We start from the raw sequence: 23,184 nt of genomic DNA, 5'->3' as shown, positions 1-23,184 counted from the left end.
GAAAGACCCGCAGCAGAGTGATTCTCGCCCACCCGCAGGGTGGAGACAGGAGACCAGCAGAACGTGACGAGCTATCCCGCGCCGACCCTGACCGCCACGGACCGGCAGTTCCGGGTGGAGGCCTACGAGAAGATCGACTACTCGCTGCTCTACGTGGACGGGGCGTTCGCGCCGCACAACCCCGAGATAGCCGACTCCTACCGGGGACTGGGTCGCTGCCTGATGGTGGTCGACGAGAAGGTGCACGAGCTCTACGGCGAGCAGATGCGGGCGTACTTCGACCACCACGGTATCGACCTCACCGCCTTGCCGGTCGTGGTGCGCGAGACCGACAAGAGCCTGCGCACCCTGGAACGGATGGTGGACGCGTTCGGGCGCTTCGGTCTGTTGCGTCAGGAACCGGTGCTGGTGGTCGGGGGAGGTCTCACCACCGATGTCGCCGGGTTCGCCTGCGCCTCGTTCCGGCGCTCGACCAGCTACATCCGGGTGCCCACCACCCTGATCGGCCTGATCGACGCCAGCGTCTCGATCAAGGTCGGCGTCAACCACGGCCGCTACAAGAACCGGCTGGGGGCCTATCACGCGTCCCAGCAGGTGATCCTGGACTTCTCCTTCCTGCGCACGCTGCCGGCCGACCAGGTGCGCAACGGCATGGCCGAACTGATCAAGATCGCGACCGTGGCCGGCTCCCGCATCTTCGACCTGCTCGAGAAGCACGGGGAGGACTTGCTGCGCACCCGGTTCGGCCATCTGGAGGGCAGCGACCAGGTGCGGGAGGTGGCGCACCGGGTCACCTACGACGCGATCGAGACGATGCTGCGCCTGGAGGTACCCAATCTGCACGAGCTGGATCTGGACCGGGTGATCGCCTACGGGCACACCTGGAGCCCGCTGCTCGAGCTGGCCCCCGACCGGCCGTTCTTCCACGGGCATGCCATCAATATCGACATGGCGCTGTCCGCCACCCTGGCCGTGCTGCGGGGCTACATCTCGGAAAGTGAACGGGACCGGCTCTTCTGGCTGATGAGCCGGCTGGGCCTGGCCCTGGACAGCCCCGAACTGACGCCGCAGCTGCTGCGCCGCGCCACCGAGGCCATCCTGCAGACCCGCAACGGGAAGCTGCGCGCGGCCATGCCCCGCCCGATCGGGACCTGCTTCTTCGCCAACGATCTCACCGGTGACGAGCTGGAGGCAGGCCTGGCCGAACACCGCCGGACGGTCAGCCGCTACCCCCGCGGTGGCCAGGGCGAGGACATGTTCACCGCATGAGCGGCCTCCGGCAGCCTCGTCCGGTCACGCCGGCCGGAATCCTGGCGCACCAGCTGCAGGCGCTCGCCCGGCAGGCCGACAGCCTTCCCGAGGTCGATCCGGCGCTGCGGCGGGGCCTGGACGAGGCCTGCCGGCTGGCCGCGGGCCTGGACCCCTATCTGAACCGATGGAGCAGCCCGGCCTCCCCGGCCCTGCGTTCCCTGGAGGAACGCACCCGGGCCCACGACTGGTCGGCCCCCGGCACCGGCGACGGGGGCCTGGAACAGGAGATGCTCTCCGGGCAGGTCGAGGGCCAGCTGCTGAAACTGCTGGTGCACGCGACCCGGGCCCGGCACGTCCTGGAGATCGGGATGTTCACCGGCTACTCGGCCCTGGCCATGGCCGAGGCGCTGCCCCCGGCCGGGCGGGTGGTGGCCTGTGAACTGAACGCAGCGGTCGCGGCCTTCGCCGCCGAGAGCTTCGCCCGGTCCGACGACGGGTCGAAGATCGAGGTCCGGGTGGGCCCGGCCGAGCAGACCCTGCGGGACCTGGAACGCACCGGCGAGGTGTTCGACCTGGTCTTCCTGGACGCCGACAAGGCCGGGTACCGCTCCTACCTCGACCTCCTGCTGGCGGGGAACCTGCTGGCCCCGCACGCCCTGATCTGCGTCGACAACACCCTGATGCAGGGTGAACCGTGGACCGGCACGGACCTGTCGGCCAACGGTGCCGCGATCGCCGGCTTCAACCGGGCCGTCGCCGACGACGACCGCGTCGAGCAGGTGATCCTGCCACTACGCGACGGCCTGACCCTGATCCGCCGGGTCGACCCGACCCCATCGTCCTGAAGGAGATCAGTGCACACCGCCGTCCTTCGTCCCATCGGTGTCACGCTCACCGATCTGCCGCTGTCCGACGTCACCCATTCCTCGGTTCCCCATCTGCGCCGCCTTCTGGCCGAGCACGGCGTGGTGATCCTGCCCGGCCAGAACGCCGACGACCAGGCCTTCCGGGCGTTTCTGCAGCGCTTCGGCCCCCTGATGTTCACCCCGGGGGAGACCCCGGTCGAGCGCTTCCCCGACCTGAACGTGATCAGCAACGTGGGCCGGACCACCCCACCGCGCAGCGTCTTCCACGTCGACACCAGCTATGTGAGCAAACCCCCGGCCTATACGGCGCTGCGGGCCGTCGCGATTCCCCGGCGAGGTGGGCAGACCCTGTTCACCAACCAGTACCGTGCCTACGAGACCCTGACCGGTGAGGTCCGCAACCGGCTGCGGGGCAGAACAGTTCGTCACGTCGTCAGTGGAGTACCGGCCGGGCAGGCCGGCACCCAGACCGAGGCGGAGCATCCGGTCTTCCGCAGGCACCCGATCTCGGGCCGCACCTCCCTGTACCTCTCGACCCCGCAACGATGCGTGGCGATCAGCGGCCTGGACGAGGCCGAGGCCCAGGAGACGATCGCGGCGCTCTACGCCCACTCCACCCTGGCCGGCAACGTCCTTCGTCATACCTGGTCACCCGGCGACGTGGTGATCTGGGACAACGGCGTGGTCCTGCACCGGGCCGACCACCACGACGTCAGCGGAGACCGGGTGATGCATCGTGGCCTGGTCGCAGCCTGAAACCCGGCGAGCACTCAAGACCGTCGGCGCGCTCGCCCTGCTGAGCGCGGCCCTGCCGGTGAACCTGGCCGTCACCGGGGCGGCCCTGCTGCGCTCGCGGCTCCACCCCGCGCCGGCGCCCGTCACAGCGGCGCGCCCGCGGACCGTCATGATCAGCGGCGGCAAGATGACCAAGGCCCTGCACCTGGCCCGGTCCTTCCACGCAGCCGGTCACCGGGTGATCCTGCTCGAACAGGCCAGGTATCGCTTCACCGGCCACCGGTTCTCGGGCGCCGTCGATGAGTTCCGCGTCGTTCCGGAACCGGCCGATCCGCACTATGCCCAGGCGCTGCTGGACATCGTGCTCCAGGAAGCGGTGGACGTGTACGTTCCGGTCTGCAGCCCGGCCGCGAGCCTGTACGACGCGCTGGCCAAGCCATTGCTGATCCCGCACTGCGAGGTTCTGCACAGCGACGCCGACCTGATCCGGCTCCTGGACGACAAACACGCGTTCATGGACCTGGCGGCGTCCCTGGGCCTGTCCACGCCGGACTCGCACCGCATCACCCACCCCGACCAGGTGACCGACTTCGACTTCCCCGCCCGACCGGGCCCCTACGTCCTCAAAAGCATTGCCTACGACCCCGTGCACCGGCTGGACCTGACCCCGTTACCGCGCCCCACGCCCGAGGAGACGGCCGGCTTCGCCCGCTCCCGGCCGATCTCGGACGGCAACCCGTGGATCATGCAGGCTTTCGTGGACGGACAGGAGTACTGCACCCACAGCACCGTGCGCGACGGCGAGGTCACGGTGTTCTGCTGCTGCGAGTCCTCGGCCTTCCAGGTCAACTACGCCATGGCCGACATTCCTGAGATCCGGCTCTGGGTGGAGGAATTCGTCGGCAAGCTGAAGCTGACGGGCCAGGTGAGCTTCGACTTCATGATCGGCCGGGACGCAGCGGTGTACCCGATCGAGTGCAATCCACGCACCCACTCGGCCATCACCATGTTCCACGACCACCCCGGCCTGGCCGCCGCCTACCTCGACGAGGACGCCCCGGTCGTGGACCGGCCCCGGCCCGGCAGTCGCCCCACCTACTGGATGTACCACGAGATCTGGCGCCTGCTGCGCCGTCCCCACACCGTACGAACCCGGCTGGCCACGATCGTCAACGGCCAGGACGCGATCTTCGACCCGCACGACCCGCTGCCGTTCCTCCTGGTTCATCACCTTCAGATCCCCTTCCTGCTGCTGCGGAACCTGGTGCGCAACAAGCCCTGGATCCGCATCGACTTCAACATCGGCAAGCTCGTCGAACCGGCCGGTGACTGACGATGCCGCTGACCGTGCTGCACCTGACCGGTTCCGCCACCGACGAGTTCCTGGCCGACCTGTCCCTGGTCTACGCCCGGGACTGCTGGGCCGCCACGACCGACGCCGACCGGTACGACATGCGGCTCGCCCACGTCGTACCGGGTGGGCTCTGGACATTCCCCGCCGACCCCGGCGAGGAGGCGCTCGCGGCGGCCGAACCCCTCCCGCTGACCGCCGCCGTGCAGCACCTCACGGCCCTGCAGCCCCAGGTCGTCCTGCCGCAGATGTTCTGCCTGCCCGGCATGACCACCTACCGCTCGCTGCTCGATCTCCTGGGCCTGCCGTACCTCGGGAACACGGCCGCGGTCATGGGTCTCGCGGCGGACAAGGCGCACACCCGGGCGGTGGTCGCCGCGGCCGGCGTGCCCGTGCCCTCCGCCGAGTTGCTCGGCCCGGGCCAGACCCCGACCCTGCCTCCTCCTGTCGTGGTCAAGCCGGTGGACGCCGACAACTCGGTGGGGGTGACCCTGGTCCGCTCTCCGGATGCCTACCCGGGCGCGCTGGCAGCTGCCTTCGCTCACAGTCGCCGTGTTCTGGTCGAGTCCTTCGTCGATGTAGGACGCGAAGTACGCTGCGGTGTGGTGGAAAGAGACGGTGAACTGGTCTGCCTGCCGCTGGAGGAGTACGCCCTGGACCCACTCACCCGGCCCATCCGTGGGCAGTCCGACAAGATCGGTCGGGACGAGGACGGCGGGCTTCGCCTGGAGGCGAAGAACAGCACCCGGGCCTGGACGGTCGATGTCACGGACCCGGTCACCGCACCGGTCTGGGACGCTGCCCGCCGCAGTCACCGGGCCCTGAACTGCCGGCACTACAGCCTGTTCGACTTCCGGGTCGACCCGGCCGGCCGGCCCTGGTTCCTCGAAGCGGGCCTGTACTGCTCGTTCGCCCGGCAGAGCGTCATTCCGACGATGGCCCGGGCCGCGGGCATCAGCCTGCCCGACCTGTTCGCGGGTATGATTGATCAGCTCGGAATAGTTGCGGCATAGAACCTTTGATAGAATTTGGCGTGCCTGAACTGATTGTGCCCACCCCGCGTCTGCACCGTGCCTGGCTCGACGCTCATGCCGAGTGGGGGCCAGGTCTCCATGAAGACGGATTCGGATTGTTGCCGACCGACGACGTCTACTCGACCGCCGGATTCGCGGCCTGGACCGCACGCCTGTCCGGCCCACCGGAGCGGGCCACGTGCCGGTGGATCGTCGAGGACGGCCAGGTGCGGGGAGGAATCGCGCTACGGCACGAGTTCGACGACTACGTGCAGTGGGCCGGTCATATCGGCTTCGGCATCCGTCCCAGCGCTCGACGGCGCGGGCTGGCCGGCTGGGCCCTGGGCGAGATGCTGCGGGAAGCCCGCGGGATCGGCCTGAACCGGGTGCTCCTCGTCTGCGCGACGAACAATCTCGCCTCGGCCAGGACGATCGAACGTCTCGGAGGTGTCTTCGAAGAGGTACGGGACACCGCATTCGGTCCTGTCCGCCGGTACTGGATCGATCTCTAGCTTCTTGCCGACTGCCGGTACCGTGCGGGACCGGACGTGGAACGCAGGAACGCCGATGTGGTCGTGCCGGAAGACGTCCGCGGCACCGGTAGCGCTGCGAGGCGCCGGTACTGGCGCACCGTCTCGCAGTGCCCTCTCGCCGGATCGTTGACTCCGCCGGCGGCAGCTCGTCTCCGGGATCAGGGAATTGGCTGCGCGATGCTGTCGATCGCGGCGTCGGCGATCCGGTTCAGGGTCTGTGCCCCGACCCCGGCCTTGGCGAGTGCCTCGAGGCCTCGATGCGTGGTGACGACGAGCCCGCCGAGCGCCTCGGGGTCGGCGGCCGGGTCGATGTGCCCGGCGCGCTGGGCCTGCTCGACGAGCTGGCGGCAGCTGTCGAAGAGCGTGTCGAACGTGGCCAGGGAACGGTTCGCGATGGTGTCGTTCTGCCAGGCCAGTTCGGCGGTGGTCTTGGCCAGCAGGCAGCCGAGGCGGCCGTCGAAGCCCTCGGGGACCCGGAGCCACTGGCGCAGGCGATCGAGGGCTTCGTCTTCCGGGCCTTCGAGGCGGGCTGCGGCGCCTGCGTCGGCGCTGGTGCAGTACTCCTCGAACACGTGCTGGAACAGGGCTTCCTTGTCGCCGAACGCGCCGTAGAGGCTGCCCTTGCTGAGGCCTGTGGCTCGGGAGAGATCGTCGACAGAGGTTCCGTGGTAGCCGGTTTCGCTGAACTGCCGACGTGCGGCTTCTACCGCCTCTTGCTCGTCGAACTTCCGTGGTCGCGCCATCTCTCTACCATACGACGTTCTGAACGCCTAGTCCAAAAGTTTTGGACTGAACGTTCAGAACCATGTATTCTGGACCGCATGTTCACAACTATCGTCTCGGCCGACCCCACCGAGTTCTCCGGCAAGCGCGTCGTCATCACGGGTGGCTCCCGCGGCATCGGCGCGGCCGTTGCCCAGCGACTGCTCGACGGGGGAGCGACCGTCGTCACCACGGCCCGAACCGCCACCGACGAGACGCCGAAGGCCTCCACCTTCATCAGGGGCGACATCAGCACGCCGGCGGGTGTGCAGGCGTTCGCCGCATCGGCACTGGGTGAACTCGGTGGCGTCGACATCGTCGTCAACAACGCCGGGGCGGCCCGCGCCTACCTCGACGGGATCTCGTCCATTCCCGACGAGGAATGGATCGATGCGCTCAACCTCAACTACCTGTCCGCCGTGAGGCTGAACAACGCGCTGCTGCCGGCGCTGCGGGAAGCCGGGGCGGGCAGCACCATCATCAATATCTCCTCCGCCGCAGCCCTTCTGCCCTCGCCGCCGCTGGCCCACTACGGAGCCGCCAAGGCCGCGCTCAACGTCTACGGCAAAGCGCTCGCGGCCGAGGTCGCGCCGGCTGGGATCCGTGTGGCCACGATCCTGCCCGGCAACGTCTCCACCCCGGGCGGTGATGCCATCCGCCAGAACTTCGCCGACGCGATGGGTGTTCCGCTCTCGGACCTGGACACCAACAACCCACTGGGGCGCCCCGGCGACCCGCGTGACGTCGCCGAGGCCGTCGCCTTCCTCGCCTCCGGCCGGGCCCAGTGGATCACCGGGGTGACCCTGAACATCGACGGCGGCGAACTGCCCGCCATTTAGTGCCTGTCCGGGCCGTGATTGCTCAGCTCTGCTGCTGGGGCCCGGACAGAGCCTCTTCCAAGGACTTTCGTACGCTCGGGTCGGCATCGGCCCCGGCCAGGTTCCGCAGGAGCGTCACGGTCTGCGGGTGATGGGCGTGACCTGCGGCCAGTTCGGCGATCGCGACCAGACGGGCTTCAGCGTCGGACTTGCCAGTCGCACGCTCCCACAACAGCGCAATGGTGCCGGGATCCTCGGGCCATCGAGCGCTGATGGCATCAACCACGAAGTCGCGATTGAAACTGCGCCCGTTCCTGGCTTGATCGTGCAGCCAGGGCAGGTTGGCGGGATCCTCGACGAGGGCCCGGAGCGATACCAGGACCACCTCGTCCCCCCGGTCGGCCACGATGCATTTCTTCAGGAAAGACGGGGTGTCGGGGTGTTCTCCCCAGCCCTCGATGATGTTCCCGACCGCTGCGTACCGCACGTAGTTGTTCTTGTCGTGCCGGGCCCGATCACGGAGCAGAGGCAGGGTGTCCAGACGGTCGGGCCAGCCCGTGGCGATGGCTCTCACCGCTGATTGGCGGACGAGAGAGTTCTCGTCATCGGTGGCCCGGTCCTGGAGGAGCGTCAGCGTGCCCGGCTGCCCGGCCCAGCCGGTGGCCAGGGTTTCGAGGGCGGCCTGACGCACTCTCTCGTGCGCGCTGCCGATCGCCGCACCCCGGAGGAACTCAAGGGTGTCCGGATGTTCGGGCCAGTTCGCGGCCACGAACCGGACCGCGACCTCGCCCACCAGGCCGTCCGGCCCGCTGCCGGTCACCTCGTGCAGGAACGCAAGGGTCTGCGGGTGCTGCGGCCACTGCGTGGCCAGGGCCTCGACGGCGGCCCGGCCCACGAACCAGTCCTCGGCCTGCGCCGCCGCCCGGAGGGTCTCGACATCGCCCGGCAGCAGCGCCACGTGGATATGAGCAGCGACCAGACCGGCGTAGTAGCCCAGATCCGGGCGCTCGTCGACGTACCAGCTCTCGAAGAGGTCGCCCCCGGGCCAGGCCGGCCCGAGGGTGAGCCGTGGCGTCGTCATCACGAAGGACAAAGGGTGCGCGAGACGCCTCTCGCGTGCGGATGCGGTGGTGAGCAAGGCCATCAGCGTCTGGGCAAGGGCCTCCGCCTGGTCCTCGACCACGGACGGGTCGCGCAGTTCGCCGACGGCCCGCAGGGCGAGGACGAGGCGATACGGCAGAAGGTTGAGGTTGTCGCGCCATGGCTGGTCGTCGGTCAGCAGGGTGGAGATGCAGCGGGCCGCGAGCGGGCCCGGGACCCGGCCGATCAGCAGTTGCAGGGTCATGGCCCAGTCCGGGTCGTCCCCATGCCAATCGCACAGCGCCACGAGATCGTCGTCGGACAGCTGTTTGCGGAACTCTTCGGCGGCCAGATGGTCGAGGAGTTCCGGGTGCGTGAAACCGTAGACCCCGGCGCCGAACCCGGTCAGAATGACGTCCCCGTCACCCAGGTGCTGGAGCATGCCGGTGGCGACGTCCGCCGTCAGCCCGAGCCGCTCCCGGAGGAAGGCGCCGACGTATTCGTCCAAGGCCGTGTCGTCGATGTGGTTGCCGCCCAGTTCTTCCCGCAGATGACGGGCCAGCCCGCCCAGCAGCTCGACCTTGTCCTGACGGGTCAGCTCCCCGACGGGCCACTGCCCGGCCAGCGTCAGCACGGCCTCGGCCCACCGTTCGCGCGGCAGCTCCGCCGGCCCCAGCAGCGTGAAGTGGGCGAACCCGGCCGTCTTCAGTGCTGCCCGGGCTCGGCTGTGCTCGTAACCGACGGGCCGCGTGGTCACGATCACCCGGGCCTGCCGGTACTGCTCGGTGAAGGCGGCGATCCGGTGCGCCAGGTCCAGCCGGTGGTCGGGCCCGGGCACCTGGTCCAGGCCGTCGAACACCACGACCACCTGACCACCGCCGTTGAGGCGTTCGGCCAGCTCCGCACCGGCAGGGTGCTGCTCAATGGGGTCCAGTACCGGCTCGCGCCAGTTCTCGGCATCCAGCGGCACCGTGATGACGCGGTCGCTGGCGGCCAGGTCCGCGACCCGGACCGATGGTCCCGGCCCCCGGATCAGCACCACCGCCCGCAGGTCCGGCTCGGCCAGCACCTGGACCAGCGGCCGGGCCGGGCGAAGTCGCCTCGTGTACCAGTTCTTCTCGGGAGACATCGGGGACGGAAGGTCCTCGTCCCCGATCGATCCGTTCCGCACCAGCTGCTCCCACAGTGGGGGCGGCAACGTCATCGCCGGTGTTTCCGCGAGGACCGAAACCCCCGCGCTCTGCTGCCGATAAGCCGGTTCGAGGGAGGAAATCCCGTGCACGCTCACCGCGTTCCCCTAGGGGTTGCCCCAGACGAGTAGCAAGTCCTGGTCCGGGCTGAACCGGTTAGCATAGCTGGCCCTGTCCTGTGCAGCAGGGCACCTTCCGGCGGGCCCGGCGGAGAGAACTGCCGACCGACGAGAGGAAGGAGCTCGGTGGCTTCCTTGGAAGCGCGGACAGCGGCGTACCGAAGAGACGCTCTTCAGTACGCCCTCAGCACAGTGATCATCCTTTCCGGAACGCCGAATCTCCATGGCTGGCTGAGAGGGGCGGCCTTGGTCGTGGCCGTGCTGGGGTTCGCTTTCACCGTCCGATGCGCGATGCGCTGGAGTGGACTTCGCCGGGAACGACGGCGGACATGAACGATCCGTCATGTCCCGGTGCCGCGGTGTTCTCAATCCTGTTGCCGTGGAACCGGGAAGAGCAGCCGGGTCAGGCCGTCGATGCCGGAGTCCGGCAGGATCCGGGTCAGCACCTTCGTTCCGTGAGCCATCAGCCCGACGGGGTAGCGGGCCCGGGGACGACGTGCGGTCGCCGCCCGGAGAATCGCCTTGGCCACGTCGTCCGGCTCGAGCACCAGGTTCCAGGGTCTGGGCTCGTAGGCCCTCTCGATCCGGGTCCGCACGGCTTCGTGGAAGTCGGCGTACGGGCCGGAGTCCGGTGCCGATGGCAGGGTGGCGTTGATCTTGCCGTGGAAGGCCGAGCGGATCGGGCCCGGCTCGACGATCGCGACATGGATGCCGAACGGCTTCAGTTCCAGTCGTTGTGCGTCGGAGACCGCCTCTACCGCATGCTTGGTGGCGTGCAGGAAACCGGCTCCGGGCAAGGAGAAGTGCCCGCCCATCGATGAGATGTTGATGATGCGGCCGGTCCGCCGGGCCCGCATGGCCGGCAGCGCCAGCTGGGCGGTCCGGGCCAGGCCGAACAGGTTGGTGTCGAACATCGTCCGGATCGCGTCCAGGTCCGCGGTCTCCATCGCGCCCTGGATTCCGTAGGCGGCGTTGTTCACCAGGACACCGACAGCACCATGGTCGGCCTCGACCCGCTTGACCGCGGCGGTGATGGAGTCGTCGGACAGGACGTCCAGTGCCATCGTCACGGCGCCGGCCGCAGCCAGGTCCTCCAGGGATTCCGGTTGCCGGGCGGTGGCGTAGACCGGATGCCCGAGGGCCAGGAACTGCCGGGCCGCGGCTGCTCCCACGCCGGTGGAACAGCCGGTGATCAGGACCGCGGCGTTGTTCATGAATTCTCCTCGGTGACGGCCGGGCGGGGCCAACGGGCGAGCACCGGCACACGGCCGGAGGCGAGCCGGGTCGCGGTCTCCCCCCGGCGGATCTTGCCGCTGGTGGTGCGGGGCAACCGGCCCCGCTCGGTGATGACGACGTCGGCCGGTATCGGCAGCGTCGAGGTGATGTGCCGTAGTACTGCGGCGGCGGCCAGCTCGGCTTCTTCCGGGCCCGCCTCGGTCGCTGCCTCGATCACCACCACGACGCGGTTCGGCTCGGTGTACGAAACTGCCGCGGCGACCGAGCCTTCGACCAGCGGATGGGCCTGTTGGGCCAGTGACTCGACGTCGTGCGGGTAGTAGTTGACACCGTTGAGGATGATCAGGTCTTTCTGACGGCCGGCGACGAACAACTGGCCGTCGTACATGAACCCGAGATCGCCCGTGCGCAGCCAATCGTCCTGTGGCTCGCCCTCGATCCGGGCGCCGAAGGTGGCCGTGGTGTCGTCCGGCCGGTTCCAGTACCCGGAGCCGGCCGCCGTCGTCCGTACCCAGATCTCCCCGACGTGGCCAGGTTCGCGGCGCTGCCGTGTCTCCGGATCGACGAAGGCGAGCGTGATCTCGCGCCCGGGCGCCCCGCACCCGACCAGTTCCTGGCCCTGGGGGTCGGGGATCACCCGCCCCTCGCGTAGCGCCGACGGGGCGAAAGTCCTGATCATCGGCCCGGAATCGGCAGCCACGCCGGTCACGAACAAGGTTGCCTCGGCGAGGCCGTAGCCCGGTACCGGCATGGTCTCGGACAGCCCGCAGCCGGCGAGGGCGGCGTGGAACGCGCGCAGCGTGCTGGTGCGGACGGGCTCGGCACTGATCACGCCGACCCGCCAGCCGGACAGATCCAGCCCCTCCAGGGCCTTCTTCCTCACCCGCCGGGCAGTCCAGGCGTAGGCGAAGTCCGGGCCGGCCGAGCGGACGTCCGGCCCGGCGGCGGCGATCGCCCGCAGCCAGGACTCCGGTCGGGCGATGAAGTGGCCCGGCTCCATCTGGAAGGCCGGGATACCGGAATAGATCGGCTGGGCCAGCCCCAGGCAGAGGCCCATGTCGTGGTACAGCGGCAGCCAGCTGACGATCCGGGTCCGCGGGGTGCAGTGCAGTGCGGCCCGGGAGTAGGTGTCGCCCTGGTTGGTCACCAGCGCCCGATGGCTGATCATCACGCCGCGCGGCCGGGAGGTCGAACCGGAGGTGTACTGCAGGAAGGCGGTGGACCCGGCGGATACCTCGGGCAGCTTCCCCGGCGTGGCCCGGGAGTCGGCCGCGACCACGGTGACCGACCGGAGCATTGGATGGGCCGCCCATTCCTTGCTGATCGCCTCGGCATCGCCTTCGGGCACGATGACGCATCGCGGCTGAGCATCGAGACAGACCGCCAGCAGGCGGTTCAGCCGGCCGGGGCGCTGCGGGTCTTCCCGCAGCGCGACCGGAGGGACCGGGACGGCGATCAGGCCTGCGTACAGGCAGGCGAGGAACGCCACGTGGAAACGCAGACCCGGCAGCGGAGGCAGCACGACCCGGTCGCCCGGCTCGGCGCGGGAGAGCAGACAGGTCGCCAGGGACCGGGAGGCCGTGTCGAGTTCGGACCAGGTCAGGGTCTCGACCGCAGCACCGTTCTCGTCCAGTGCGGTCAGCGCCGTCTGGCCGGGGTTCTGGCCGGCCCGCTCGCGCAGGACCGAGGTGAGTAGCCGGGTCATGTGTGACTCCTCAGGCTCCGCGGGAAGAATCGGCCGGTCCGGGCCATGTACTGCTGGTACTGCTCGCCGAACTGCGAGGCGCTGAGCCGGCGCTCCTCGCGACCCGCCGTCAGGGTCAGGTTCACCGTCAGGTAGATCAGCAGGGCCAGGGTCAGCCAGTGCGGGAACACCGCGACGACGGCGAGGAAGAGGAGGATGTAGGAGGTGTAGAAGGGGTGCCTGATCTGGCTGTAGACCCCCTCGGTGACCAGGGTCTGGGGAGCGTCGTCCTGCTGGTGGAACAGCGCGATCCGGATCCGGTGGGTACCCAGTGTCCAGAACATCAGGGCCAGTGAGACCGCCGCCGGCACCACCGCCACCAGCCCGGTCGCCTTCACCCAGCTGTCCGGGGTGATCGGGCTCAGGCCGAGGATCCGGGCCACGATCAGCACCACCGGGGCGAGCAGGAACGGAGCGGCGGTCTGCCACCACGCCGCCCCCCGGGTGGCGTCGGTGCGACGGAAGAACTTCTGGGTGATCCCCAGCAGCGCGACGAAGCCGAGCAGCACCAGCAGCAGCGCCGGGTCACTCATCCCCGCGGCCCTGCCGCAGGCGGGTCACCAGGTCGGAGACCGTGACGACGGACTTCAGGTCTTCCTGGCTGAGCATGGTCTCGAACTCCTCCTGGAGGTCGACGGCCATCTCGACGAAGGTGAAGCTGTCCGGCGCGAGGTCGGTGAGGACAGTGCCCGGGGACAACCGGGTGATCGGGACGCCGGTGAGGACGCTGATCTGACGGGCAACGGCGTCGTAGTCAATGGTCTGCATGAGCGGTTTCCTTCGGGAGCTCTTCGGATGGATCGCGATGGTCAGGACGCCGCGGTGCACAGGCACACTCCGGTAGTGAAAACGCCTTCCGCTCCGGTGCCGGGCCGTTCCGTGCGGGGCGGCCGGATCATCCAGTTCGTACTCGAACAGGGCCGTGCCCGCGTTGGCCGGATCCGCCTTGTACAGGGCTTCCTTGACCGTCCACAGGCGCAGCAGGGACCGGGGATCCGATCCGGCCAGCTGACGCTCGGTACGGGTGAGGTAGAAGCGGGCGGTTGCCGGGACCGGATCGCGGTCCAGTTCGAGGTCCACCCCGATCCCGTTCACCGTGCCGGGCAGCAGGGGCACCGCCGCGACGGCGATCCCGGCCGCGTGCGAGAGCGAGAGCTGTTCGGAGGGGAGCCGGTAGGCCGAGGTGTCCGACGGGCGCTCGCAGGCTGTCAAGAGGCGGCGGAGCGCATGCCGGGCGGTGAGCCAGGATCGGCGCCGGCCCTCGCCGGGCAATCCGGCGAGGCGTTCAGCTTCCCCCGGGGTCAGGGAAATCTCCGTCAGCGGACGGTCCGCCACCGCGATCAGAACGAGGGTCACTGATCAGCGGCGGACGCCGGTTCGGACGGCTGCTCGGTGGTCGCCAGGACGGTGGCGGCGAGGTTGGCGGACTCCAGCTGGGCGGCGGTCATCGGGGTCTGCGACAGGTCGACCTGGCCACTGGTGAGCAGGTCCATCTCGATGTCGCTGTAGGGGTTCAGGTAAGAGACCCGATCGCCGTGCTCGGCCACCGTTTTCCGGTAGACCTCCTCGTCCGCCGCGGTGTAGCGGGCCACGGTGTCGGCGATGCGGTCGTGACCGTACCGGTTCCCCATGTCGTGCAAGGCGTCCCGGACGTACTGGATGTGCCAGCGCTCGTCCACCATGATTTGCTGGATGGTCTGCCGGACCCGCGGATGGATGTCCGGAACCCTCAGGTGCCGGTGATATTGGCTGATCACCCGCTTCTCCAGCACCTGGGTGACCGCCATCACCTCCATCAGGTTCACCGGTGTGCCGATCGCCTCCAGGTACTGGTCCTGGTAGGACTCGCGGAGTTTGATCGCGGTGGCACCCAGGTCGTCGATGCAGTCGGTCCAGTAGCGGGCGTGGTTGGCCTCGTCGGAGAAGTGATGGGTGACCTCCACCTGGAGCGGGCCCCCCTTGACGATCCGGGCCACGCGGCCGAAGAACAGCGCGGCGTTGATCTCTGAACTGCGGTAGTAACTCAGTAGCCAGCGGTCGTTCTCACTCAGGTCCATGACGTGCCCTCCTGATTCCGTCCCCAGCGAGAGGCGACGAGACGGTCGATGACGGCGTGGGTGAGCGACGGGGAGTCCGTTCCCGGGTGCTCGGGCCAGGCCGCGTGCAGGCGAGTGGTATCGAAATGCTTGCGCTTGAACATCTGCTCGGCGAACGGCGCCACCGACTGCAGGGCCTGAGACATCGGACTGGTGCCCAGGCTTCGGGAGGCGTCGACCAGGTGACGGAAGGTCTCCACGTCACAGAACTCCGGGCGCAGCAGACGCCGCCGGCGAAAGGCTGGATCGCTCTCGAACACGTCGAACGCCTGGTCGATCAGTTCGCCGAGCGTCTGCGTCTCGTCCGGGTCGGGGCCGAGGTGGTAGATGCCCTCGCCCCGTGGGCTGAGCAGCAGATGCGCCGCTGCTGTCGCGGTGAAGTCGGCTGTGGTCAGGTACATCGGGGTGGCGGCATCCCCCGGCATCAGCGAGAGCAAGCCGTAGAAGAACAGTTTCAGGGTGTTGTGGAAGGCGTTGTACTGCGTGACCCGCCCGTCCGGGCCGTCGGCGATCACTGTGCCCGGCCGCACGATGGTCAGCGGAAGCCCGGAGGCCCCGTCCAGCACCTCCTGCTCAGAACGCGCCTTGGACCACTCGTAATGGTTGGCGAAGGCCGACTCCGGCGGGTGCGGCTGCTCGAGGATCCGGCCGGTGCGGGTGCCCGCGCTGTACAGGCTGGAGAAGGCCAGATACCGCTGCAGATTCGGGCAGCGGCGGGCGAACTCGGTGACAGCCCGGGTTCCGTCCACGTTGACCGCCTGGGCATCCAGCTTCTCCACGTTGAAGAAGATCAGCGCCGCGGAGTGCACCACGTGGGTCACCGAATCCCGGGCCACCCCCTCGATGGTGCCGTCGCGCAGATCGGTGGGGACGACGTCCACCCGTTTCTGCCCGTCGGCTCCCCACGCGTCGATGAACTGCCGGGCCCGTTGCGGGTCACGCGCGAGCAGTACCAGGCGGTGATCTGTGATCTCGAGCAATCGCTCGGCCAGACGGCTTCCGAGATACCCGGTGCCGCCGGTCAGAACGATCGTGCTGCTCATCGGTGCCTCTCCAGAACCCGCCCGGCCGCTGCGACCGGATCGGGCCAGTTCGCCGGGTCGGCGCCGTACCGGGTGGTGATCGCGTACAGCCAGCGCTCCAGCCCGAACGCGACGCACCCGCTGGAGACGGGCCCTTCGTCCGTGCTGATCGAGAACGCTTCACCGAAATGGTCCTCGTGCAGGTTGACCGAGGCGATCGCCAGGTCGCCGCCGAAAACCGCCTCGTGCTTGGTCGGGTTCAGGCGCTGGGCCAGGTAGGCCGGGTTCCGGGACGGCTGGAAGAACGGGTCGGTGGCGATCTGCCAGGAGACCTCCAGTCCCAGCTCGATCAGCAGACCGGACACCAGATCCCGATAGCGATCCAGAAAGGCCTTGACCTGGGCCCGGCTTCCGAGGCAGACGATCTCGCGCATCCGGAAGCTCCACTGCCGGCGTAGCGGCTGATATTCCGTCTCCCGCCGGACGCAGGTGTTGCGGAAGGTCAGGTAGCGCGGGCCCTCGATGCGCTGGTCACGCAGCTGCACATACACGTGATAGCAGGCAGCCGGGGTGATCACGTTGCGGACCGGCGAGATCCCCCTCAGTCGCACGGCACCGGACTCGTCCACCGGGTCGGCGGCGAAAGCCGGCAGACCGGACTCCTCGAGCGTGACCGGGAAGGTGGCCAGGTGCGGGAACGAGGCCAGGTAGTTGATCCGTTCCAGGTCATCGACGGCGAGAAAGACCGGGTGCTCGGCGGGTTCGGCGCCGGTGTCGCCGGCCAGGGCGGCGAGGGCGGTGTCGCATTCGAGGAAGAGCTGCTGGAGCGGCCCGGCGAGCATGGCCTGCCCGGAGGGCAGCCAGGTCAGCCCGGCGCTCGTCAGAGTGGCGGTCACCGCGCGGGGGCCAGGAATTTCGCGCGAATGGTGCGCAGGTCCTGGAAGTCGCCGGCCTGCAGTCGGTCCACCTCGACCTCCCGCCCGCTGATGCGTTCCAGCAGCAGGATGAGCTCGGGGATGTGCAGGGAGGTGAGATGACGCCCGGCCAGCAGCGGGAGGTCCTCGGTGACCCCGTCCTCGGGCAGGTCGCGGCCCCGGTGGTTGACCCAGGCGACCAAGGCGTCGGGGCTTTCAGAAGACATCGGTGGGTTCCTCCGGCAACAGGTCGATCTTGCTGAGAAAGCGCAGGCACTTGGCTGAGACACGGCGACGCCGCGCGCGCTGCACCGGTGACGCCCAGGCGTCCTCGGCCACCTGCCACGGGTCGGCGAAACCGACGGTGGCGTAGACGTCGGGGTTGTAGTACTCCCGCCAGGTGGCGTTGAGGAACTGGGCGAGCTGGGCCCGGATCCCGGCCACCGTCGCCTCGTCCCAGCCGGCCCGGTAGGTGTCCCAGAAGGCCTGCACGATGGCCCGGTTGAAGACCAGGTGCCGGGACTCGTCGGCGTGGTGGGCGGCGTTGATGAAGACCGCCAGCGGGTCCAGCCGGGAGTCCTTGGCCTGGTGCACGTTGTACCAGTCGGAGTGCTCCTCGAACAGCATCACCTGGGCGAAGAACAGCAGGTCGTCGATCTCCCGGCCGAGCTTCCCGCCGAACGGCACGTTCAGGCTGCGGTAGACCTTGGCGTAGCGCTGGCAGAACCCGCCGAAGTAGATGCTGTGCTTGTTCTCCTCATCGAGGAAATGGTGCAGATAGCCGGAGATCTCCGCGAGGTCCGGGCGGTACAGACGGGTGGCCAGACCCTCGATCGCCAGTTTCTCGCCATGGATGTTGAGGCTGAAGAAGTTGGCAGCCTCCTCGAAAGCCAGCCGGTGCTGGGCGGTGTCGTCCAGCTGGTCCCAGTATCGAGTGCCGTGCAGGCTGACGTGCTCGGGACTGAAGAACCAGACGTTCTCCGGGTCGATGGTCCCGGGCCAGGTCAGACTGGTGTAGGGGTTGCTGTACTTGTCCTGGGAGAGCTGGCTGAGGCGTTCGACGGTGCCGGAGATCGAGGCGATGGCGTCGCGGATGGTGGCGGTGCTCATGCGGTCACCTCCAGCACGGTGCTCTGCCAGTTCAGGCCGTGCCCGGCGACCAGCAGCATGACCCGCTGGCCCTTTCGGAGTCGCCCGGAAGCGGTGAGGTCGGAAAGGTTGATCGCGTGGTCGGAGGAGATGGCGTGCGCCGATTCGGGCAGCGAGGGCATGTGCACCTGGTTCTCGTCGATCCCGAGCATCCGGGAGAGGATCTTCCAGGCCGCGGCGTTGGTGTTCTGCGGCACGATCCAGTCGATGTCGGCCATGGTCAGGCCGGTGCGCCGGAGGGTTTCGCGAACGAGCAGCTGAGTGTAGGAGAAGTAGCTGCCGATCGACTCCTCACCGGTCGCTGCGGCCATCCCGCCGTTGGTGATGTGATGCGTCCCAAGAATCCGGAAAGTACCTGGCGAACGGGCAACTACGCAGGCAGCGGCGCCGTCCGAGATCAGGTTGAAGGACTGTTCGTAGACCGAGCCGGGCGGGAAACGGTCGGCGGTCACGCACAGCACCCGCTCCCATTCCGGTTCGCTCGCCAGCAGTGAACTCGCCAGCCGCAGTGAGCCCAGGAAGCCGGTGCAGCCCTGCTGGGTGAGGCCGATCACCACAGCCCGGTCGAGTTCGAGTTCAGCCTGCAGGTGACTGGCCGGGAACTCCATCAAATGCCGTACGTCCCGGGAGGAACGCCAGGTCTCAGCAGTGCCGATGTTCCCGTTCCCGGGCAGGCACGTCGAGTAGATGATCGCGTCGGCGCCGTCGGCCAGGCTGCCTTCGGGGAGCGCCCGCACCGCGGCCAGGGCCAGGTCGTAGGCACTTTGGTCGTCCTCGCAGCGATAGTGCCAGGCGAAGCCTGAGCTCAGCAGATCGACAGCGGAAGACTCCAGGAGTCCGGCGGTTTCGGACTCGGCGAGATGACTTTTTCGATGTCCCAGGGCATGAGCCAAACCATGGAGATGAGCTTGGGCCAACCCGTCCTCCGATCCGGTGTCCGACATGAAGTGGGACATTACTGCGTAAAGAGCCGCACCGGAACCGTGGGATTTGCCGCCGAGAACTCTCGGCCGAGGTCGGTCGATGTCGTAAAAGATTTGCCCAGAGGGCCTCTGACCTGCCGAGAGAAGATCTCCGGGCCTTCCTCAGGTCGGTGCGGTCAGCTTGGCGGGCCCTGGGAAGTCGTGATCGTGCCGGTCGGATCGTTGCCCGGCCCGGCGAGGTGGAGACGAGCAAAAGGGCACGGGGTTGCCCATCCCGAGCACAGGTTTCGCACAGACGCGGTCACGATGACGGGGCCAGGGAACGGGGCGTCCGGGTCGAGCGGGAACACGGTCCGGCCGTCGGTCGCAGGGGGATTGCGCGGAAGGGCAATGGCAAGAACGGCTGAGGGCAGAGATCTAGAATCGCTGAATGCCGGACCTGGAGCTACGACACCTGACCTATCTCATCGCCGTGTCCGAGACCGGAAGCATCACCAGGGCGGCGCAACGGCTACAGATCACTCAGCCCGCACTGTCGCGGGCGCTGCGATCGCTGGAACGTACGGTCGGCCGGCGGCTCTTCGACAGAGGCCCCCGGGCCACGCGGCTGACCCAGGCCGGTTCAGTGCTGCTGGCAGATGCCTACGATGTCCTGGAACGCAGTCGCGCCGCGCTGGAGCGGGTTCGTGCGATCCAGCCCGGGCCCGCGTCGCTGCGGGTGACGGCCCGCGCCTGCGACGTCACGCGATGCGCGGCCGTGTGCGAGTCGTTCGAGGCGGCCAATCCGGGCGTGAGCATCGACGTGGCGGCCCGGGACTGGGAGTCGCAGCCGGAGGCACTGCGGAGCGGCGAAGTGGACGTCGCCTTCCTGCGCGACTGTTACGACCAGCGGGATCTGCAGGTCGTTCCGCTCGGGCCGGAGGCGCGGGTGGTGGTGCTGCGGGCCGACCACCCCCGCGCCGACCAGCCGACTCTGGCCGTGTCCGATCTCTGGGACGATCCGATCACGTTCTGGGCGGGGATGTCAGTGCCCGAGGCGGGTCACTGGGCGGGGGCCGATGTCGACGGGCACCACTGGCGTCGCGGTCCGGCGGTGCGAAGCGCGAGCGACGTGGTGGCCGCCGTCCGGCTGGGCAAGGCCATCGCCTTCGTCCCCTCCTCCACCGTTACGGAGATGGCGAGCCCGGGAATGAAGGGCATCCGGATCCGCCGGGTGGAGGACCTCTCTCCCAGCCGCCCGGAGATCGCGGTGGTGGCGCACGCCGCATCGGTCACCGCCCAGCGGTTCGTACAGCACGTGCTCGGTGCTCAGGCCGGCGGCTCCAGCGAGCCGAGTACCTGGACCACCCGCGGCTCGGCGTAGGTCTCCTCACTGAGGGCGAGGTACTTCTGGAAGTAGTCCCGGGCCAGCACCTCGTCGCGGTACTCGACCAGGTCCCGCCAGCCCTCCGACAGCACGATCACGCTCGGGTCGCTGAGCAGGAAACCCACGTTCAGGTAGAGGCACCCGGCCTCGGCCCGGGCCTGCGGCAGTACGTCCAGCAGGGCGCTGCGGTATTCCTCGAGCCGGTCGGCCCGAATCGTCAGGGTGTTGTTCATGAACAGGGGAATGCCACGTTCGGTGATGGTCATCAGCGTGCTCTCGTCACTCATAACGATCAGGCTGGTACGTGCGCAGCGCAGATGGCCAGACCGATCGAGGCATGACGGCATGCCCTGACGGCATGACCCCGGAGAGCCGGTCAGGGCCGGTCAGGGCCGGCCCCGGAGGTAGGTCGCTGTAGGGAATGATGACCAGGTGACCAGACCCGTCCCGTTCGACCGTGAACTTCAGCCCCACATCGTGCTGACTCCGGCACCTGTGACCGCCGACCGGCTGGCCGCTCTGCGGGCCGAGGACGCGACCGAAGTACCGTCGGCAGAGACACTTTCGCGGGGTGGCCGGTTCGTGGTCAGCGAGCGGACCGTCGACGGACCGGCGGGGGTCAGCCTGCTGATCTGCGCCCCGGCCGGCCTGCCCGGCCCGCGTCCGGTGATCTACCACACGCACGGTGGCGGCTTGTTCAGCGGAGACCACCGCATCGTCCTCGATCCGCTGCTGGACGAGGCCGAGGCTCTGGGGGCGACACTCGTGTCGGTGGCCTACCGGCTCGCTCCCGAGCATCCCCACCCGGCGCCCGTCGACGACGTCCACGCCGGCCTGCTGTGGACCGTCGAGCACGCGGCCGAGCTGGGGCTCGACCCGGACCGGATCATCGCCGCGGGAACCAGTGCGGGCGGCGGCCTTACGGCCGCGCTCGCCCTGACCCTGCGCGACGCCGGGGGTCCGCGCCTGCTCGGCCAGCTGCTCATGTCGCCGATGCTGGACGACCACAACGACAGTTTCTCGGTGCGTCAGATGGACGGCCTGGACATCTGGGACAGCAGCTGGAACGGGCTCGGCTGGAGCTCGCTGCTCGGCGGCGACCGCGGTGGCCCGGACGTTTCACCGTACGCTGCGCCCGCCCGCGCCAAAGACGTGTCCGGTCTGCCCCCGGCCTTCCTCGACGTGGGGTCGGCCGAATCGCTCAGGGACGAGGTGGTGGCGTACGCGGGTCGGATCTGGGCTTCCGGCGGCCGGGCCGAACTGCATGTCTGGGAGGGCGGCTGTCACGTCTTCGACTGGATCGCTCCCCAGGCGCGCATCAGCCAGGATGCCCGGGCGGCCCGTCTGGCGTGGATGGTGCGTCTCCTGGCCGGGTCGCAGAACCCGCTCGGGTGACGAAACCCCGGGTACCCGGACGCCGCGGCCCGTCGGTGGCCCGCCGGGCGGCGTCGAGGTCGACCTCGACGAGCCGGTACAGCGTCAGAGCCCTCCAGAGCCGGTCGCCGGCGGCCTCGAAGGCCGGCCGGGCGCTGGTCAGGGTGTGCTCCGCCAGGGCGTCCTGCTCGGCTCAGAGGTTGGTCTGGTTCTCCAGGAATTCCGGGTAGCGCCCGCCCTCGACCTGGATGCGTGCGGAGAGGTCGGTGAGCTGACGGATCTCGGTCTCGGTCAGAGTGATCCGGGCGGCAGCGAGGTTCTCCTCCAGCCGGTGCAGCTTGGTGGTGCCGGGAATCGGCACGATCCAAGGTTCGCGGGCCAGGAGCCAGGCCAGGGCGATCTGGCCGGGGGTGGCGTCGTGGGTCCGGGCGATGGCGGTGACCTCGTCGACGACGGCGAGGTTGTGCCGCAGGGCGTCCGGGCCGAAGCGCGGGATGCTGGCCCGCAGGTCGTTTCCCTTCTCGAAAGTGGTGGACGCGGTGATGGTCCCGGTGAGGAAGCCCTTGCCCAGCGGGCTGAAGGGGACGAACCCGATGCCGAGTTCGGCGCAGACCGCGAGGACGTCGTCCTCGGGGCGGCGCCACCACAGGTTGTACTCGCTCTGGACCGCGGTGACCGGCTCGACGGCGTGGGCCCGGCGGATCGTGCCCGCGGCGGCCTCGGACAGGCCGTAGCGCTTGACCTTTCCGGCGGTGATGAGGTTCTTCACCGCGCCGGCGAACTCCTCGATCGGCACGTCGGGGTTGACCCGGTGCTGGTAGTACAGATCGATGACGTCGAGGCCCAGGCGCTTCAGGGATCCCTCGACGACGCGGGGGAGGTCGTCGGGGGTCAGCATCCGGTCGCGGGACGTACGGGTGCCGGGATCGATGTCCTGGGCGAACTTGGTGGCGATCACCACGCGGTCGTGGAAGGGGGCCAGCGCCTCGCCGAGGAGTTCCTCGTTGACGTGCGGGCCGTAGATCTCGGCGGTGTCGAAGAACGTGACGCCGAGGTCGACGGCCTGGTGCAGGAGGGAGATCATCTCCTGGCGATCGGGCCGGCCGCCGTAGCCGCCGGTCATGGTCATGCAGCCCAGGCCGATGGCCGAGACCGACAGTCCGCTGGTTCCGAGATTTCGCTGTTCCGTCACGGCGATTCCTTTAACGGGGGCCGACTCTGAGCCCGATGAGGGTGGAGATGTCCAGGAGGGTCGCGGCGGCGGCCAGACCGATCTGCAGGCCGGGGATGGAGCCGTCCGGGCCGGATCGGCCAGATGGCACGTTCGGACTCGTCCAGTCGTAGAGCCCGGGCCAGCGCCTCGAGCACGCCGTCGGACACGCCCGAGATGTCACCCCGTTCCAGGCGTGAGTAGTACTCGACGCTGACGCCCGCGAGCTGGGCGGGCTCACCGCGGCGCAGACCCGGCACCCGGCGGGAGGTACGCCCGTACACAGGAAGTGCGGCCGGTTCGGGCGGGATACGTCCCCGCCGGGTGGTGAGGAAGGTCCTGACCTCGTCGCGGTGGTTCACCGGATCACCGTAGAACCGCAACCCCGCAGCTGGGAGGCCCTGCCATTACACCCCTCACGCGAGTCCTCCA

General features: G+C 68.9%; 23 protein-coding genes and 1 pseudogene. 9 read left to right on the top strand and 15 right to left on the bottom strand.

Annotation, left to right across the window (positions count from 1 at the left end):
* The first annotated feature begins 63 nt into the window (after nt 1–63).
* From LR393_RS23195 to LR393_RS23170, 6 genes are read left to right on the top strand one after another with little or no spacing between them, the layout of a single operon-like run.
* Nucleotides 64–1,269: a sedoheptulose 7-phosphate cyclase gene (locus LR393_RS23195; protein ID WP_231486261.1), complete on the top strand. Its 1,206-nt coding sequence runs from the start codon at nt 64–66 to the stop codon at nt 1,267–1,269.
* Entirely contained in the window at nt 1,266–2,096 is an 831-nt protein-coding gene (locus tag LR393_RS23190; RefSeq protein WP_231486260.1) for an O-methyltransferase, read from the top strand. Before LR393_RS23195 ends, LR393_RS23190 begins: the two co-directional genes overlap by 4 nt.
* 9 nt (nt 2,097–2,105) lie before the next feature.
* Nucleotides 2,106–2,873 carry a TauD/TfdA dioxygenase family protein gene (locus LR393_RS23185; RefSeq protein WP_231486259.1) on the top strand — a complete coding sequence of 256 codons (768 nt, stop codon included), beginning with the start codon at nt 2,106–2,108 and terminating at the stop codon, nt 2,871–2,873.
* On the top strand, nt 2,854–4,185 hold the full coding sequence (locus tag LR393_RS23180) for an ATP-grasp domain-containing protein (protein WP_231486258.1): 1,332 nt from the start codon (nt 2,854–2,856) through the stop codon (nt 4,183–4,185). The genes LR393_RS23185 and LR393_RS23180 overlap by 20 nt, the downstream gene beginning before the upstream one ends.
* A 2-nt stretch (nt 4,186–4,187) precedes the next feature.
* Complete coding sequence (locus tag LR393_RS23175) at nt 4,188–5,216, top strand: D-alanine--D-alanine ligase family protein (RefSeq protein WP_231486257.1); 1,029 nt, start codon at nt 4,188–4,190, stop codon at nt 5,214–5,216.
* 20 nt (nt 5,217–5,236) lie between these two features.
* A complete protein-coding gene (locus tag LR393_RS23170) occupies nt 5,237–5,728 on the top strand; it encodes a GNAT family N-acetyltransferase (RefSeq protein WP_231486256.1) in 492 nt (163 codons plus the stop codon).
* 179 nt (nt 5,729–5,907) lie between these two features.
* Here the strand turns inward: LR393_RS23170 and LR393_RS23165 are convergent, their stop codons facing one another.
* Nucleotides 5,908–6,492, bottom strand: a complete 585-nt coding sequence (locus LR393_RS23165; RefSeq protein WP_231486255.1) for a TetR/AcrR family transcriptional regulator — start codon at nt 6,490–6,492, stop codon at nt 5,908–5,910.
* A gap of 78 nt (nt 6,493–6,570) precedes the next feature.
* On the opposite strand from LR393_RS23165, the gene LR393_RS23160 reads away from it, so the two are divergent.
* Nucleotides 6,571–7,350 (top strand): oxidoreductase, encoded by a 780-nt coding sequence (locus LR393_RS23160; RefSeq protein ID WP_231486254.1) that lies wholly within the window; start codon nt 6,571–6,573, stop codon nt 7,348–7,350.
* 22 nt (nt 7,351–7,372) lie between these two features.
* Here the strand turns inward: LR393_RS23160 and LR393_RS23155 are convergent, their stop codons facing one another.
* From LR393_RS23155 to LR393_RS23105, 11 genes are all read right to left on the bottom strand, one after another.
* Nucleotides 7,373–9,613 (bottom strand): NACHT domain-containing protein, encoded by a 2,241-nt coding sequence (locus LR393_RS23155; RefSeq protein WP_231486253.1) that lies wholly within the window; start codon nt 9,611–9,613, stop codon nt 7,373–7,375.
* 470 nt (nt 9,614–10,083) lie between these two features.
* On the bottom strand, nt 10,084–10,932 hold the full coding sequence (locus tag LR393_RS23150) for an SDR family NAD(P)-dependent oxidoreductase (RefSeq protein ID WP_231486252.1): 849 nt from the start codon (nt 10,930–10,932) through the stop codon (nt 10,084–10,086).
* Complete coding sequence (locus LR393_RS23145; protein ID WP_231486251.1) at nt 10,929–12,659, bottom strand: fatty acyl-AMP ligase; 1,731 nt, start codon at nt 12,657–12,659, stop codon at nt 10,929–10,931. The genes LR393_RS23150 and LR393_RS23145 overlap by 4 nt, the downstream gene beginning before the upstream one ends.
* A complete protein-coding gene (locus tag LR393_RS23140) occupies nt 12,656–13,231 on the bottom strand; it encodes a methyltransferase family protein (RefSeq protein WP_231486250.1) in 576 nt (191 codons plus the stop codon). Before LR393_RS23140 ends, LR393_RS23145 begins: the two co-directional genes overlap by 4 nt.
* Nucleotides 13,224–14,054, bottom strand: coding sequence for a 4'-phosphopantetheinyl transferase superfamily protein (locus tag LR393_RS23135; protein WP_231486249.1), 831 nt, complete (start codon nt 14,052–14,054; stop codon nt 13,224–13,226). The genes LR393_RS23140 and LR393_RS23135 overlap by 8 nt, the downstream gene beginning before the upstream one ends.
* A complete protein-coding gene (locus tag LR393_RS23130; protein ID WP_231486248.1) occupies nt 14,051–14,755 on the bottom strand; it encodes a ferritin-like domain-containing protein in 705 nt (234 codons plus the stop codon). The genes LR393_RS23135 and LR393_RS23130 overlap by 4 nt, the downstream gene beginning before the upstream one ends.
* Nucleotides 14,746–15,837: an SDR family oxidoreductase gene (locus LR393_RS23125; RefSeq protein ID WP_231486247.1), complete on the bottom strand. Its 1,092-nt coding sequence runs from the start codon at nt 15,835–15,837 to the stop codon at nt 14,746–14,748. Before LR393_RS23125 ends, LR393_RS23130 begins: the two co-directional genes overlap by 10 nt.
* Nucleotides 15,834–16,712 (bottom strand): class-II aminoacyl-tRNA synthetase family protein, encoded by an 879-nt coding sequence (locus LR393_RS23120; protein ID WP_231486246.1) that lies wholly within the window; start codon nt 16,710–16,712, stop codon nt 15,834–15,836. Before LR393_RS23120 ends, LR393_RS23125 begins: the two co-directional genes overlap by 4 nt.
* Nucleotides 16,709–16,957, bottom strand: a complete 249-nt coding sequence (locus LR393_RS23115) for a hypothetical protein (RefSeq protein ID WP_231486245.1) — start codon at nt 16,955–16,957, stop codon at nt 16,709–16,711. Before LR393_RS23115 ends, LR393_RS23120 begins: the two co-directional genes overlap by 4 nt.
* Entirely contained in the window at nt 16,947–17,840 is an 894-nt protein-coding gene (locus tag LR393_RS23110) for a diiron oxygenase (RefSeq protein WP_231486244.1), read from the bottom strand. The genes LR393_RS23115 and LR393_RS23110 overlap by 11 nt, the downstream gene beginning before the upstream one ends.
* A complete protein-coding gene (locus tag LR393_RS23105; RefSeq protein ID WP_231486243.1) occupies nt 17,837–18,772 on the bottom strand; it encodes a 3-oxoacyl-ACP synthase III family protein in 936 nt (311 codons plus the stop codon). Before LR393_RS23105 ends, LR393_RS23110 begins: the two co-directional genes overlap by 4 nt.
* A gap of 460 nt (nt 18,773–19,232) precedes the next feature.
* Here LR393_RS23105 and LR393_RS23100 point away from each other — a divergent pair, with 460 nt between their 5' ends.
* Nucleotides 19,233–20,165, top strand: coding sequence for a LysR family transcriptional regulator (locus tag LR393_RS23100; protein ID WP_231486242.1), 933 nt, complete (start codon nt 19,233–19,235; stop codon nt 20,163–20,165).
* On the opposite strand, the gene LR393_RS23095 is transcribed toward LR393_RS23100, so the two are convergent.
* On the bottom strand, nt 20,111–20,455 hold the full coding sequence (locus LR393_RS23095; RefSeq protein ID WP_231486241.1) for a putative quinol monooxygenase: 345 nt from the start codon (nt 20,453–20,455) through the stop codon (nt 20,111–20,113). The two genes, LR393_RS23100 and LR393_RS23095, sit on opposite strands and share 55 nt — an antisense overlap.
* 145 nt (nt 20,456–20,600) lie before the next feature.
* On the opposite strand from LR393_RS23095, the gene LR393_RS23090 reads away from it, so the two are divergent.
* Nucleotides 20,601–21,563, top strand: coding sequence for an alpha/beta hydrolase (locus LR393_RS23090; protein ID WP_231486240.1), 963 nt, complete (start codon nt 20,601–20,603; stop codon nt 21,561–21,563).
* 172 nt (nt 21,564–21,735) lie between these two features.
* Here the strand turns inward: LR393_RS23090 and LR393_RS23085 are convergent, their stop codons facing one another.
* Nucleotides 21,736–22,734 (bottom strand): aldo/keto reductase, encoded by a 999-nt coding sequence (locus tag LR393_RS23085; protein ID WP_231486239.1) that lies wholly within the window; start codon nt 22,732–22,734, stop codon nt 21,736–21,738.
* Nucleotides 22,735–22,919: 185 nt separating this feature from the next.
* A pseudogene (locus LR393_RS36590) lies at nt 22,920–23,012 on the bottom strand (transcriptional regulator); the annotation flags it as partial.
* Nucleotides 23,013–23,184 lie beyond the last annotated feature (172 nt).

The sequence above is a fragment of the Kineosporia mesophila genome, from assembly GCF_021129235.1.
In the GTDB taxonomy this organism is placed as follows: Bacteria; Actinomycetota; Actinomycetes; order Actinomycetales; family Kineosporiaceae; genus Kineosporia; species Kineosporia mesophila.
The sequence above is the reverse complement of the archived record's forward strand: the minus strand, read 5'-3'. Positions and strand labels throughout refer to the sequence as shown.